Raw genomic sequence first — 13880 nt, forward strand, 5'->3', positions numbered from 1 at the left:
ATCGCAGCGGATCGGCCGGGCTTTTCCGGGTCGTAGGAGGATCAGGCGAGGTCGAAGCGGTCCAGCTCCATGACCTTCGTCCAGGCCGCGACGAAGTCCGTCACGAACTTCTCCCGGGCGTCCTGGCTGGCGTAGACCTCCGCGAGGGCGCGCAGCTGCGAGTTCGAGCCGAAGATCAGGTCGACCGCGGTCGCGGTCCACTTGACCTCGTCGGTGCTCACGTCGCGGATCTCGTACACGTTCTCGTCGGACTGCGACGTCTTCCACCGGGTGCCCGGGGAGAGCAGGTTGGCGAAGAAGTCGTTGGTCAGCACGCCGGGCCGGTCGGTGAGCACGCCGTGCTGCGACCCGCCGACGTTCGCGCCCAGCGAGCGCAGGCCGCCGATCAGCACCGTCATCTGGGGCGCCGTCAGGTCGAGCATGTAGGCGCGGTCGATGAGCAGGACCTCGGGCTGGGTCTTCTCGCCGGGACGCAGGTAGTTGCGGAAGCCGTCGGCGCGGGGCTCGAGGACCCGGAAGGACTCGACGTCCGTCTGGTCCTGGCTCGCGTCGGTGCGGCCCGGGTGGAACGGCACGGTGATCTCGACGCCGGCCTCGCGCGCCGCCTTCTCGACCGCGGCCGAGCCGGCCAGCACGATCAGGTCGGCGAGCGAGATCTTCGCGCCGCCCGCGTTGTTGAACTCCTGCTGGATGCCCTCGAGGGTGCTCAGCACCGTCGCGAGCTGCTCCGGCTGGTTGACCTCCCAGTTGCGCTGGGGCTCGAGCCGGATCCGGGCACCGTTGGCGCCACCGCGCTTGTCCGTGGAGCGGAAGGTCGCGGCCGACGCCCAGGCGGTGGAGACCAGCTGCGCGGTCGTCAGGCCGGACTCCAGCACCTTGGCCTTGAGGGCGGCGACGTCGGCGTCACCCACGAGCTTGTGGTCGACGGCCGGCACCGGGTCCTGCCACAGCTGCGGCTCGGCGACCCACGGGCCCAGGAAGCGGCTGACCGGACCCATGTCGCGGTGCAGCAGCTTGTACCAGGCCTTGGCGAAGGCCAGCGCGAACTCGTCGGGGTTCTCCAGGAAACGGCGGGAGATCTTCTCGTACGCCGGGTCGAAGCGCAGCGACAGGTCCGTGGTGAGCATCGTCGGCTTGTGCTTGCGGGCCGGGTCGTACGCGTCCGGGATGATCTCCTCGGCGTCCTTGGCCACCCACTGCTTGGCCCCGCCGGGGCTGGTGGTGAGCTCCCACTCGTAGCCGAAGAGGATCTCGAAGAAGCGGTTGCTCCACTGCGTGGGCCGGTCGGTCCAGGTCACCTCGAGGCCGCTGGTGATCGTGTCGGCGCCCTTGCCGCTGCCGTACGTGCTCAGCCAGCCCAGGCCCTGCGTCTCCAGGTCGGCGCCCTCGGGCTCCGGGCCCACGTGGTTGTCGGCCGGGCCGGCACCGTGGGTCTTGCCGAAGGTGTGACCGCCGGCGATCAGCGCCACGGTCTCCTCGTCGTTCATCGCCATCCGGCCGAAGGTCTCCCGGATGAAGTGGGCCGCCGCCCGGAAGTCCGCGCTGCCGCGGGGGCCCTCGGGGTTGACGTAGATGAGGCCCATCTCGGTCGCGCCGACGTTCTCGGCCATCTCGTTGTCGGAGACGTAACGCTCGTCGCCGAGCCAGGTGTCCTCCGGGCCCCAGAAGATCTCCTCGGGCTCCCAGACGTCCTGGCGGCCGAAGCCGAAGCCGAAGGTCTTGAAGCCCATCGACTCCAGGGCCACGTTGCCGGCCAGCACGAGCAGGTCGGCCCACGAGATCTGCTGGCCGTACTTGGCCTTGACCGGCCAGAGCAGGCGGCGGGCCTTGTCGAGGTTGGCGTTGTCGGGCCAGCTGTTGAGCGGGGCGAACCGCTGGCCGCCGTCGCCGGCGCCGCCGCGGCCGTCGTGGATGCGGTACGTGCCCGCGGCGTGCCAGCTCATCCGGATCATCAGGCCGCCGTAGTGACCGAAGTCGGCCGGCCACCAGTCCTGCGAGGTGGTGAGCACCTCGGTGATGTCACGCTTGAGCGCCTCGACGTCGAGCTTGGCGAACTCCCGGGCGTAGCTGAAGTTCTCCCCGAGCGGGTTGCCCTTGGACGAGTGGGCGTGCAGCACCGAGAGGTCGATCTGGTTGGGCCACCAGTCCCGGATCGTGTGCGGCCGGCCGCCGGTCTTCGGCGTCGGCGAGTCGATCGCCGGGTTCTCGCTCTCACTGCCGGTCGCGGTCACGGAGTCGTGCGCGACCGGGCAGCCTTCCGCCGCCATCTTGTCCACGCCCTGCGCGCTGGCCGGGGCGTTGTCCTGGGTGTCGCTCATTTGTTTCCTTCCGAACTGGCGGATCCTTGGGCAAGGCGTGCGGTCGCGCAGTCGGGGCAGGTGCCCCAGTAGACGACCTCCGCCTCGTCGACCGTGAAACCGTGGTCGTCCGAGGCGGTGAGGCAGGGGGCGTGGCCGACAGCGCACTCGACGTCGGCGATCGCTCCGCAGGAGCGGCACACGACATGGTGGTGGTTGTCTCCCACCCGGGCCTCGTAGCGGGCCGTCGCGCCGGCCGGCTGGATGCGCCGGATCAGGCCGGTCCCGGTGAACGCGCGCAGCACGTCGTAGACCGTCTGGTGGGAGATCGCGGGGTGCTCGGCCCGGACCAGGGCGATCACCGTGTCGGTGTCGACGTGCGGATGGTCGCGCAACGCGGCGAGCACAGCCAGCCGGGGCCGGGTCACGCGCAACGAGACCGCACGCAGCTGGGTCTCGAAGTCGGGCGTCACGCGATCAACATAGGTCCTTTTCTGGAATAGTTCAAGTTTGGCGGTCAGCCGAGCGTGGCGGCGGCGTTCACCGCCATCTGCTGGTTGAGCTCGCAGGCGCGGGCCACCCCGATCGCGGCGGTGTCCTGCTCCCAGCCGCGTGGCAGCTCGACCGAGATGCCGCCGTGCTCGGCGACCCAGGAGGCGGTGGCCTCGGCGGTGCCGCCGGCGGCCTGGATCTTGGCGAGGGTGGCGGTCTGGAACTGGATCGGGTGTCCCGCGGCGGCGCCGGCGATCATGTGGTCGTACATGCCCTGGTAGTCGGGGCGGGCCTGCTCCAGCCCGCCGTCGGTCCGGCGGGCGATCAGCGAGTTGTTCTCCCAGACGCCGGACGTTCCCATGGTGGCCCGCTGGTGATCCATGAGCTCCACGGTGACCGCCGCGTCGGTCGCCATCCGGCCGGTGGCGGGGTCGATGAACTGCCACGGGTTGTACGCCACCGAGGAGGTGATGCCCATGGGCGAGAACGCGTCGTGGTGCGCGGCGATCACTGTCTCCAGCGCCGCCCGGTCAGCCGCGGCGGTGTACCCGTTGGCGAGCGCCTGGTCCCGGTTGGCCGCCACGCCGAGCTGCTTGATGCACGGCTCGGCGAAGACCGTGCAGGTGCCGGACACGGTCACCTCTCCCCAGAGCGGCTCGTCCCCCAGTGCGGCGGCCAGCTCGGGCAGGAAAGCGTTGTACGCGGCCAGGAACTCCTCCGCCCACCACACCGGCACGTCGTACCGGTCGGGCTCGACCGCGCCCGGGTCCTCCCAGTCGCGCATCGGCCCGCCGCCGAGCGCGAGCGCCCAGCCGGGGGACTGCCAGCCGGCCAGCAGGCGCAGCTTGAGCCGCTGATACCCGCGCTCGCGGGCGAGATCGGTCGCCGCCCGCAGCTTGAGCAGCGCCGCGCCGCTCAGGTCGCCGCCCGGCTCGGGCTGGGCCTCGGCCCAGGTGAGCGGCTGGACGAACCCGCGCAGCCGGCCCGCACTCACGTCGCGGACCAGCAGCGGATCGCGGACCAGCAGACCGGTGACGCGTCCCCGCGGCGGCACGGCAGCAGCGAACGCTGGCGAGGTGGTGAGGCCCGCGGCGGCGAGCGGCACTCCGGCCGCGACGGTCAGGAATCCACGCCGGTTCATGCCCGGCGACGCTATCAGCCCGGATGCCGCCGCGAGGGGCACCCGTCCGGGTGCCCGGGGGTCGGAACCGGCGTGGCAGCGCCGGCCCAGTTCTAGGGTGGACGCATGGACTACCAGGTCAGTGTCAACGTGGAGAAGATCGCGCAGTGGCAGGTACGCCTGAGCGGGCTCGCCGACGCGCACAAGGGACAGCCGATCGAGGCGCACCTGCGGGCGATCGCCGCTGAGCTGTACGCGGAGGTCCCGGAGGAGTGGTGGACCAGTCAGCCGGCGCCGCTGGACAACCGGGTCCGCAACACCTGAGACCGCCCGGCTTCTGAACCGGCGCGGGCCCGGTCGATCCACGGAGGAAGACCTGCGGTCCGCGCCTCTCCGGCTGTCCCCGACGTGCTCGTGACAGTCTTCAACGCCTTCCCGATCGGCCGTTCCCACCTGCGTGGATGAGGGCCCGGGAAGATTTCCGGCGTGTTTCCGTGCGGTGATCAACCGCCCCGCCGGATCCGGACTTTCTAGTTTGTAACCTTTACTTTCGTCGATGGCATACATAGATTGCTGTCATCTGACGAAAGTCATCCCGGTTGCCGCGGAAAGCGGTGGCTCCACGGTAGACATTTCTCGATCTTCTGCACCCATCGACCGGTCGTGAACAGGTGGACGAGACGCATGGAAGACAACGTTGTCAGCTGGCCTCGGCAGAACTTCTCCCGGCGTTCGCTGGTCGTCGGGGGTGCCCTGGGCCTGACCTCCGCGGCCGGGGTCACGGCTGCGCTGCGCCCCGAGCCGGCCCGGGCCGCGGCCGGTGCCACCCGCAAGGTCACCATCTATGCGGAGGCGCTGCCGGGCGGGCTCTTCGGCTACGGGCTCGCCCCCGGCAAGGCCACCGTGCCGGGTCCGGTGCTGGAGATGTGGGAGGGCGACACCCTCGAGATCACCCTGGTCAACACCACTGACCAGCGGCTGTCCATCCACCCGCACGGCGTCGACTACAGCACCGATTCCGACGGCAGCCCGTTCAACGCGTCCTTCAACAAGCCGGGGGAGACGCGCACCTACGTGTGGCGGTCGCGGGAGATGTTCGCCGCCGAGGGCCGCCGGTTCATGCCCGGCAGCGCCGGCTACTGGCACTACCACGACCATGCGATGGGCACCGAGCACGGCACCGGCGGGGTCGCCAAGGGACTGTACGGCGCCCTGGTCGTCCGGCGCCGGGGCGACATCCTGCCCGAGAAGCAGTTCACCGTGGTCTTCAACGACATGATGATCAACAACCGGATGGCGCCGAACACGCCGATGTTCGAGGCGAATCTCGGCCAGCGCGTCGAGTGGCTGGCCATCGGGCACGGCGGCACCTTCCACACGTTCCATCTGCACGCGCACCGGTGGGCCGACAACCGCACCGGCATGCTCGAGGGCCCCGCGGATCCGAGCCAGGTCATCGACAACAAGGACCTCAACCCGGGCAGCTCCTTCGGTTTCCAGGTGCTGGCGGGCGAGGGGGTCGGGCCCGGCGCCTGGATGTACCACTGCCACGTGCAGTTCCACTCCGACGGCGGGATGGCCGGGATCTTCCTGGTCCGCAACGCCGACGGGAGCATGCCACCCGGTGCCGAGGAGGCCATCCATCGCTTTCAGGGTCACGTCCACACAGCGCAGCACGGCTGACGAGCAAGGGGGCTTGGGATGAGACGAGGACTACTCCTGCGACGGGCACTGGCTGTGGCCGTGCTCATGGTGGGCCTGGTGCCCGCGACCGCGACCGTGGCTTCCGCCGCACCGGCGAAGGCCGCGGCCGCGGCGGTGGAGGTGCTGGTCTTCCACGGGCCGGTCGCCGAACAGCAGGACCCGGTGGCCCGCGCGGCCCAGGCGATCAAGGAGCTCGGGCAGGCGGACGGCATCACCGTCACCGCGACCACCGACCCGGCGACGTTCACACCCGCCACGCTGGCCCGCTACCGCGCGGTGGTGTTCCTGTCCGCCGCGGGGGCCACGCTGAGCCGGCCCCAGGAAGCAGCCCTGCAGAGCTACGTGAAGGCGGGCAACGGTTTCGTCGGCATCGGCGACGCCGCGAGCGCGCAGCTGGACTCGGCCTGGTTCACCGGACTGATCGGCACCCGGCCCGCGGGCAGCGTCCCGGTCGCCGAGCCGGTCGCCAAGGTGACCGCGAGCGGGGAGAACGCGCCCAACGAATCCAAGGAGAAGCTGAACGACGGTGACGCCAACACGAAGTGGCTGGTGCGGACCCCGACCGCCTGGGTCGCCTACGAGCTGAACAAGCCCACCGCCGTCACCGGATACTCGCTCACCTCCGCCAACGACTTCGTCGGACGGGACCCGAAGGACTGGACCCTGCAGGGCTCCACCGACGGCACGACCTGGTCCGATGTGGACAAACGGGCCGGGCAGACGTTCCCGGACCGTTTCGTGATGCGCAGGTTCGAGGTCACCGGCGCGGCCGAGTACAAGCACTACCGCCTGAACATCACCGCCAACGGCGGCGAACCGCTGATCCAGCTGGCCGAGCTGCGGCTGTTCACCGGCGCGACGACGGCACCTCAGCCGCCGGGCGTCAACGAGGCGGTCGTGGACATCCTGGACAGGCACCACCCGGCGACGAAGAGTCTGCCGACGACCGTCAAGCGCGCCGACCGCTGGTACAACTGGGATCCCAACCCGGTCGGCACCGTGCACACGGTGGCGCAGGTCGAGGAACGCTTCTACGACCCCGGTCCGAGCGCGAACGGCCCGTTCCACCCGGTCTCGTGGTGCCGCGACTACGACGGCGGCCGTTCCTTCTACACCGGCATGGGCCACACCGAGGGCAGCTACGGCGAGTCCGCGTTCCGCACCCACCTGGCCGGCGCCCTGCGCTGGACCACCGGCGTCGAACGCGGTGACTGCCAGGCCACCATCGCCGCCAACTACAAGGTCGAACGGCTCACCGCGGCCAACAAGACCGGCGAGCTCGACCAGATCGGCGAGCCGCACGGGCTGACCATCGCCGACGACGGCACCGTCTTCTACGTCGGCAAGGCCGCCTGCCCGACCGGGCCGGTGGTCGACTGGGCCGACCCCAAGGTCGGCCTGGGCTGCGGCACCATCCACTCGTACGACCCGAAGAGCAAGCAGGTCAAGCTGCTCACCACACTGCCGGTGATGGGCAACCGGGGCAGCGGCTCCGAGCTGGTCAAGAACGAGGAGGGTCTGCTCGGCATCGTGCCCGACCCCGCCTTCGCGACCAACGGCTGGCTCTACGTCTACTGGATGCCGCACGACTCCATCGACCGGGAGAAGCGGATCGGTCAGCGGACCATCTCGCGGCTGACCTACGACAAGGCGACCCAGACCATCGACCAGGCGAGCCGCAAGGACCTGCTGCAGTTCCCGGTGCAGATCCACAGCTGCTGCCACGCCGGCGGCGGCATGGCTTTCGACAAGCAGGGCAACCTGTACGTCGGTTCGGGCGACAACAACTCGTCGGAGGGCTCGAGCGGCTACTCCGGCAACAACTGGACCGCCGAGTACCAGGGCGTCTCGTTCCAGGACGCCCGCCGGACGTCCGGTAACACCAACGACCTCGCCGGCAAGATCATCCGGATCCACCCGGAGGCCGACGGTACGTACACGATCCCGGCCGGGAACCTGTTCCCGCCCGGCACGGCCAAGACCCGCCCGGAGATCTACGTGATGGGCGTGCGCAACATCGCCCGGCTCGCGATCGACCCGGAACGGCAGTGGCTGACCGCCGGCTGGGTCGGCCCCGACGCCGCGGCGCCCAGCCCCACGCTGGGCCCGGCCAAGTACGAGACCGCCACGATCATCACCTCGGCGGGCAACCAGGGCTGGCCGTACTGCATGGGCGACAAGCAGCCGTACCGGGACCGCAGCAGCACCGACGCCACCGTCCTGACCGGCTGGTACGACTGCGACAACCTCAAGAACGAGTCGCCGCGCAACACCGGGCTGACCGACATCCCGCCGGCCCGCGACAACATGATCTGGTACGCGCCCGACGGCGGCGGACCGGTCTTCCCGGCCCGCGCCGACGGCAGCGGCATCCCCACCTACGTCAAGGCCGACGCCACCTACACCCAGCCGTACCTGCGCGGCGGCGGGCAGGCGATCATGTCCGGTCCGACGTACCACCGCGACCTGGTGGACACCGCCAGCGGCGTGGCCTGGCCGCAGTACTGGGACGACAAGTGGTTCATCGGGGACCAGTCCAACGCGGCGAACCGCGTCGCGGTCACCGTGGACCCGGCCGGGGTCCCGCGGCAGGCGCCGCCGGTCTTCGGTGAGTCGCTGCGGTCCATCATCCCGGGCGGCAACGGCGACACCCGGCTGCAGAGCTGGATGGACGCCAAGTTCGGCCCGGACGGTGCGCTGTACCTGCTGGACTACGGCGGCGGCTTCTTCAGCCTGCATGCCAACCAGAAGCTGATCAGGATCACCTACCAGGGCGGCGCGCCGACCCCGGCACCCACCGCTTCCTCGGTCGCCGTGCAGAACAAGCCGCTGACCATCGCGTTCACCGGCTCCCGGTCCGGCGGACTGTCGTACCGCTGGGAGTTCGGTGACGGCGGCACCTCGACCGAGGCCGACCCGCGCCACACCTACGCCAAGGTCGGCAAGTACACCGCCAAGCTCACGGTCACGTACGCCGGCGGTGAGACCGTGACGACGCAGACCGCTGTGACGGTCGGCTGCGCGACGCCGGACACCCGCACCACGGTGTGGGTGGATCAGACCGACACCGGGGTCCCGAACCGGACGGTCGGTGAGGGCTGCACCATCAACGACCTGATCGACGACGAGAGCAGCTGGGCGGACCACGACAGCTTCGTGCGGCACGTCACCGCGGTCACCCGTACGCTCGGGCTCACCGGCCGCGAAGCGGGCGCCCTGACCCGCGCGGCGGCCGGATCGGCCGTCGGCCGGCCCGGGCACAAGGGCTACGAGCCGCTGTACGACGGCACCGCCCAGTCGCTGCTCGGCTGGGAGCAGGCGCCCAGCGGTCAGTTCACCATCCAGCCGGACGGGTCCCTGCGGGCCAGCGGCGGGCTGGGCATGCTCTGGTACACCAAACCGTTCGGCGACTTCTCCCTGAAGCTGCAGTTCCGTGACGTGGCACCGGGTACGGCCCGCGCCAACAGCGGCGTCTTCACCCGGTTCCCGGATCCGCGCATCCCGCTCGACGAGCGCCCGCCGGGCAGTTGCGGCACCACGGGCTCGGCCCGGACCTCGCAGGCCTGGGTGGCCATCTACTGCGGGCACGAGATCCAGCTCTACGACGGCGACACCGGCGAACCGCAGAAGACCGGCTCGATCTACAACTTCGACCCGGTGACGCTCGCCGACGCCCGGGTCACCGCGAAGAACGTCTGGAACACCTACGAGGTCCGCGTCGTGGGCCAGCACTACACGATCCTGCGCAACGGCGTGGTCATCAACGAGTTCGACAACACGCCCGGCAAGCAGTCCTCCCGCGCCGGTGACCCGCCGACCGATCTGCGGCAGTTCACCAGCGGCTTCATCGGGCTGCAGAACCACAGCGACACCGACCTGATGGACTTCCAGAACATCCGGGTGAGGCCCCTATGATCCGCTTCTTCAAGGTGGCGCTGCTCGGCCTCCTGCTCGTGGTGTCCCCGGTGGCGGTCTCTCCGGCCGCCGCCGCGGGGACGCTGACCTGGACGGCCGACGACGACATCACCCGCTACAAGTCGGCGCCCGCCTCGGCGACGCCCGGGCCGACGACGATCGTCTTCGAGAACAGCGCGGCCACCGGCAACACCACCGGCATGCCGCACACGCTCACCTTCGACACCACCACCGAGGGTTACAACCATGATGTGAACCTGAACATCCTGGCCAGCCCCTTCGACACGAACAACGGCCGGCACCAGGCGACCGTCACCCTGACCCCGGGCAAGTACCGCTACTTCTGCTCGATCCCCGGGCACACCGCGATGGCCGGCGAACTCGTCGTCACCGACGGCGGCGGAGGCGGGGACACCACCGCCCCCACGGTCTCGGCGCAGGTCTCGGGGGAGCGGGACGCCGCCGGTGACTACCTGGGCAGCGCGACGGTGACGGTCTCCGCCTCCGATGCGGGGTCGGGTGTGGACACGGTCGAGTACCAGGTCGACGACACGAGCTGGACGCCGTACACGGCTCCGGTGCGGGTGACCGCGATCGGTGACCACTCGGTGCAGTTCCGGGCCACCGACAAGGCGGGCAACGTCTCGGCGGTCGGCTCGGTCGCCTTCACCGTGGTCGAGCCGGGGCCGGGGGAGGACACGACCCCACCGGTGGTCACGTCCCAGGTCACCGGTGACCGGAACACCGCCGGCCAGTACGTCGGCAAGGCCACGGTCACCCTCACCGCGACCGACGCGGAGTCGGGGGTGAAGACCATCGAGTACAACGTGGACGGTGGTGCCTTCGCGGCGTACACGGCGCCGGTTGTGGTCGGCACGGCCGGGTCGCACATGGTGCACTTCCGGGCCACCGACGTCGCCGGCAACACCTCGGCCGAGCAGATGGTGAGCTTCACCGTGGTCGCGGCGCCGGTTCCGGACACCACGCCGCCGGTCACCTCGGCCGCGGTGCGTACCGAGGCGGACGGCAGCGCGGTCGTGACGGTCACGGCCACGGATGCCGGATCGGGGGTCGCCTCGATCGAGTACGCACTCGACTCGGGCGCCTGGACGGCGTACACGTCAGCGGTCGCCGTCCGGGCACCGGGCGCGCACACCCTGCGCTACCGCGCCACCGACGTGGCCGGGAACGCCGCGGCGGAGAAGTCAGTGACCTTCACGGTCGTGCCGCCCACCACCGGCGACTGCCCGGTCCCGGACACCCGCGCCACGGTGATCATCGGCGACCAGGACACCGGGATCGCCAACGCCGACACCGGCAACGGCTGCACGATCAACGACCTGATCGCCGAGCACGCGAGCTATCCGACCCACGCCGCGTTCGTCCGGCACGTCGAGACGGTCACGGCGCCGCTGGTCGCCGCGGGCAAGCTCACCGCCCGCCAGCAGGGAACCATCGTGCGGGCCGCGGCCCGCTCCGACGTCGTCAAGGGAGTACAGCGATGAGACGTACCGCCGCGAAGCTGGCCACCGTCACTGCCGTCGTCACCGCCGCGGCGCTGACGATCGCCCCCACCAGCGCCAGCGCCGATCTGGTCACCCACTGCGTCGGCACCGGCGGCGCGGTCACCGTGCCGAACGACCTGCTGGTGCCGGCCGGTCAGTCGTGCGCGTTGACCGGCACGACCATCACCGGCAACGTCAGCGTGGCCGCGGGCGCGAACCTCGTCGTGACCGGCGGCCGGATCAGCGGCGAGATCCTCATCGCCGCGGACGGTTACCTGGATGCCGGCACCACCACCGTCGGCGGCGGGATCGACCTGGCCTCCGGCGGTTACGGCGTGTTCCTCAAGGACACCGGAACCGGCTCGGTCACGGTACGGCCCAAGGGATCCGCGACCAACGACAGCTTCCTGTTCGCGGAGAACGCGGCCATCGACGGCACGGTGACCGCGAGCGCGGGCGAGATCCGGCTCGACCGGAACACGGACGTGACCGGCAACGTCAGCACGACCGGCAGCTACTACACCGACGTGCACGACACCTTCGTCGACGGCACGCTGTCGGTGCTGAACAGCGCGACCGGAAGTGTGGTGTGCGGCAGCGCGGTCCGGGGCCGGACCACGTTCGCGGGCAACCTCGGTGGGGTGCAGCTGGGCCCGAACGGCACGCTCGACGGGTGTGCCTCGGGCGGCTACTTCGGCCGCGACGTCAGCGTCACCAACACCACGGGCGGAGTGAACGTCGACGACAACATCATTGACGGGCAGCTGACCACCACGTCCAACACGCCGGCGGCCAAGGTGGCGGCGAACAACCGGATCCGCGGCGGCGTCGCGGGGGACCAGGCAGCGGCGACGGCGCGGGTCTCGGCCAAGCGCAGCGTCCAGGAGCGCGAGGCGAAGGGCGAACAACGCGCCGAGGTGCGCAGGTCGTCGGCGGTCCAGGAGGCGGTAGCCGCGGGAGACGCCGGACTCTGAGCGGTACGCGGAACGAACCGCACCGGGCCGGCCCCACCGCACCGCGGGGCCGGCCCGGCCGGATTGTCAGCGACCGCTGAAGTTCACGTCGCTGCAGATGTAGTACGGCTGGTCGAGGTGGCTGGCCTGCCAGATGGTGTAGACCACGTGGCGCCCGGTGCGGGAGCCGGCGTTGACCTGTGCCGTGTAGTTACCGGCCGGGGCGATCCGGCCGGTCTGCGTCACCAGTTCCAGGCTGCTCCAGGTCAGCGGCTGCGTGAGCGGGTTGAAGCCCTGCCGGGTGATGTAGATCCGCAGGTAGTCGGCGCCGTGCCGGGCCTCGTCCTTCAGATTCAGCGTGAACTGGTTGCTCTTCTCGGCCGCGGTCCAGTTGCCGACCGCGTCCATCGCCGCGTAGCGCCCGCTCTGGGTACGCCCGCCGCTGCAGAGCTGACCGTCCGGGACCACGGCCTGGTGGTTGCCGCCGACGTTCTCCCGGTACAGACCGTTCCAGTTCCACATGGCGTTGGGGTCGGCCCGCCACGCCTGGTAACACATCGGATCCTGCGTCTCCATCTCCGGCGCCAGGTGCTTGCTGCCCCAGCGCTCGAGACACCCGTAGTTGCGCGACGGCGGGTCGACCACGGAACCGTGCGCCGAAGCCGGAGCGGCGAGCGCCGTGGACACCAGCGCGGCGGCAGTCGCGCCGACAGCCAGAGCGCGGAGCACCCACGAACGCCGTGAACGGGTTGTGAACATCAAGCCTCCCAAATTGGACATTGACCGTCATCAATGTAAAGCGCGGCCGACCAGCCCGCAAGGCAAGTTCCGTAACAAGGCCGAAATATCCGCCAATAACTTCCGGTATCTGAAATCAATGTGGGAGCGCTCCCATCCATGATGCCGGTTGGTGGCGACTGGTGCACCTTGGCAGCGGTATGGCCCGAATGGAGCTCGGCCCGAGCGGGTCGACTCCCGCGCAGCGACGCCGGATGATGAACCCGCCCAGCACTCCGACGACGACCCCGAGTTCCAGGCACGTGCACTGGCGCTGATCACGGCGGCGGCCGGGAAAGGGCAGGCTTCCCACGGCAACGTCGCGTACCTGACGGATCGGGTGGCGGTGCCGACGAGCCGAAGTAAGGCGGCCGGCGCCGGATCACCGGGTGACCGGACGGGCCGCGCCGAGGCTGCGGAACTCCATCCCGAAGGTGTATCCCCGGTCGGCGGCCAGACGGTACTGCGGGAGCACGCCCGGACCGCAGGACGCGGAGCCGGGCCCGTTCTGCCCCAGGTCCACGTTGATGTGGACCAGGCTGGACGGCCGCAGCTCGTACGGGTGCCTCGCCGCGGCCAGGTCCGCACTGGTCCAGCGCCGCACGGTCAGCTCGAACGCCGGGCGCCCGGTGATGTGCAGGCGCCGTTTGAAGGTCCGGGACCGGGGTATGCGCAGGCCCCGATCCCGAGCGGCAGCGGGCGCGGCAGCCGGGATCCGCGATGTCGAGGAGCGCCGATGACTATCGATAGCCCGGTGTCCGCCGCTGTCGCCGCTCTGCGCGGTCAGGAGATCAGCGCGGAGGCCCTCCGGACCGTCGCCGACGGGGTGAGCGCGCTGATCCGCTATCTCAACCACGCGACGCAGCCGTGGTCGGCCCCGGCCGCGCTGCCCGCGACCGCCGACACTGCCCGCCTGATCGGCGCCCTGCACGAGATCACCCACCACCTGCACCTGACGCTGGAGCAGACCGGTGACCGCATCGCCGCCACCGGGCACGACAGCGAGGAGGCCCGCCGGGCAGCGGGGCATCTAGGGTCCGCCCACGAAGCGCTGCGCGAGGTGACCCGCCACCTCGCGCAGGCCCACGCCGCCGCCGCCCAGCTGTCCGGCTGAGAG

10 protein-coding genes and 1 pseudogene are annotated in these 13880 nt (G+C 70.4%); 6 read left to right on the forward strand and 5 right to left on the reverse strand.

Features of this window, described 5'->3' with window-relative positions:
• Positions 1 to 41: 41 nt before the first annotated feature.
• The 3 genes from katG to Aau02nite_RS42605 are packed head-to-tail and all read right to left on the reverse strand — an operon-like array spanning position 42 to position 3930.
• A complete protein-coding gene (gene katG, locus Aau02nite_RS42595; RefSeq protein WP_212994378.1) occupies positions 42 to 2318 on the reverse strand; it encodes a catalase/peroxidase HPI in 2277 nt (758 codons plus the stop codon).
• Entirely contained in the window at positions 2315 to 2770 is a 456-nt protein-coding gene (locus tag Aau02nite_RS42600; RefSeq protein WP_212994379.1) for a Fur family transcriptional regulator, read from the reverse strand. Before Aau02nite_RS42600 ends, katG begins: the two co-directional genes overlap by 4 nt.
• A gap of 44 nt (positions 2771 to 2814) precedes the next feature.
• Complete coding sequence (locus Aau02nite_RS42605; protein ID WP_212994380.1) at positions 2815 to 3930, reverse strand: hypothetical protein; 1116 nt, start codon at positions 3928 to 3930, stop codon at positions 2815 to 2817.
• 105 nt (positions 3931 to 4035) lie between these two features.
• On the opposite strand from Aau02nite_RS42605, the gene Aau02nite_RS42610 reads away from it, so the two are divergent.
• The 5 genes and pseudogenes from Aau02nite_RS42610 (at position 4036) to Aau02nite_RS42630 (ending at position 12007) form a co-directional block, all read left to right on the forward strand.
• On the forward strand, positions 4036 to 4233 hold the full coding sequence (locus Aau02nite_RS42610) for a hypothetical protein (RefSeq protein ID WP_212994381.1): 198 nt from the start codon (positions 4036 to 4038) through the stop codon (positions 4231 to 4233).
• A gap of 360 nt (positions 4234 to 4593) precedes the next feature.
• On the forward strand, positions 4594 to 5592 hold the full coding sequence (locus Aau02nite_RS42615; protein ID WP_212994382.1) for a multicopper oxidase domain-containing protein: 999 nt from the start codon (positions 4594 to 4596) through the stop codon (positions 5590 to 5592).
• Between the two features lie 18 nt (positions 5593 to 5610).
• Positions 5611 to 9528 (forward strand): ThuA domain-containing protein, encoded by a 3918-nt coding sequence (locus tag Aau02nite_RS42620; RefSeq protein ID WP_212994383.1) that lies wholly within the window; start codon positions 5611 to 5613, stop codon positions 9526 to 9528.
• A gap of 161 nt (positions 9529 to 9689) precedes the next feature.
• Positions 9690 to 10739 (forward strand): annotated as a pseudogene (locus tag Aau02nite_RS42625) (OmpL47-type beta-barrel domain-containing protein); the annotation flags it as partial.
• 290 nt (positions 10740 to 11029) lie between these two features.
• Complete coding sequence (locus tag Aau02nite_RS42630; RefSeq protein WP_212994385.1) at positions 11030 to 12007, forward strand: hypothetical protein; 978 nt, start codon at positions 11030 to 11032, stop codon at positions 12005 to 12007.
• 66 nt (positions 12008 to 12073) lie between these two features.
• On the opposite strand, the gene Aau02nite_RS42635 is transcribed toward Aau02nite_RS42630, so the two are convergent.
• Together Aau02nite_RS42635 and Aau02nite_RS47605 are read right to left on the reverse strand one after the other, a co-directional pair.
• The gene (locus Aau02nite_RS42635; protein ID WP_212994386.1) at positions 12074 to 12745 is read right to left on the reverse strand and encodes a lytic polysaccharide monooxygenase auxiliary activity family 9 protein; all 672 of its coding nucleotides are present in this window, start codon (positions 12743 to 12745) and stop codon (positions 12074 to 12076) included.
• Between the two features lie 400 nt (positions 12746 to 13145).
• Positions 13146 to 13619, reverse strand: a complete 474-nt coding sequence (locus Aau02nite_RS47605; RefSeq protein ID WP_212994387.1) for a beta-galactosidase small subunit-related protein — start codon at positions 13617 to 13619, stop codon at positions 13146 to 13148.
• On the opposite strand from Aau02nite_RS47605, the gene Aau02nite_RS42645 reads away from it, so the two are divergent.
• Complete coding sequence (locus tag Aau02nite_RS42645; RefSeq protein ID WP_212994431.1) at positions 13500 to 13877, forward strand: hypothetical protein; 378 nt, start codon at positions 13500 to 13502, stop codon at positions 13875 to 13877. The two genes, Aau02nite_RS47605 and Aau02nite_RS42645, sit on opposite strands and share 120 nt — an antisense overlap.
• The last annotated feature ends 3 nt before the right edge of the window (positions 13878 to 13880 follow it).

Source organism: Actinoplanes auranticolor (assembly GCF_018332655.1).
Classification (GTDB): domain Bacteria; phylum Actinomycetota; class Actinomycetes; order Mycobacteriales; family Micromonosporaceae; genus Actinoplanes; species Actinoplanes auranticolor.

Excerpts from the sequence above, each read along its gene's own strand:
- Aau02nite_RS42615 (WP_212994382.1), top strand. The coding sequence starts at position 4,594 with ATGGAAGACAACGTTGTCAGCTGGCCTCGGCAGAACTTCTCCCGGCGT.
- Aau02nite_RS42645 (WP_212994431.1), top strand. The coding sequence starts at position 13,500 with ATGACTATCGATAGCCCGGTGTCCGCCGCTGTCGCCGCTCTGCGCGGT.
- Aau02nite_RS42630 (WP_212994385.1), top strand. The coding sequence starts at position 11,030 with ATGAGACGTACCGCCGCGAAGCTGGCCACCGTCACTGCCGTCGTCACC.
- Aau02nite_RS42605 (WP_212994380.1), bottom strand. The coding sequence starts at position 3,930 with ATGAACCGGCGTGGATTCCTGACCGTCGCGGCCGGAGTGCCGCTCGCC.
- katG (WP_212994378.1), bottom strand. The coding sequence starts at position 2,318 with ATGAGCGACACCCAGGACAACGCCCCGGCCAGCGCGCAGGGCGTGGAC.
- Aau02nite_RS42635 (WP_212994386.1), bottom strand. The coding sequence starts at position 12,745 with ATGTTCACAACCCGTTCACGGCGTTCGTGGGTGCTCCGCGCTCTGGCT.
- Aau02nite_RS42620 (WP_212994383.1), top strand. The coding sequence starts at position 5,611 with ATGAGACGAGGACTACTCCTGCGACGGGCACTGGCTGTGGCCGTGCTC.
- Aau02nite_RS42610 (WP_212994381.1), top strand. The coding sequence starts at position 4,036 with ATGGACTACCAGGTCAGTGTCAACGTGGAGAAGATCGCGCAGTGGCAG.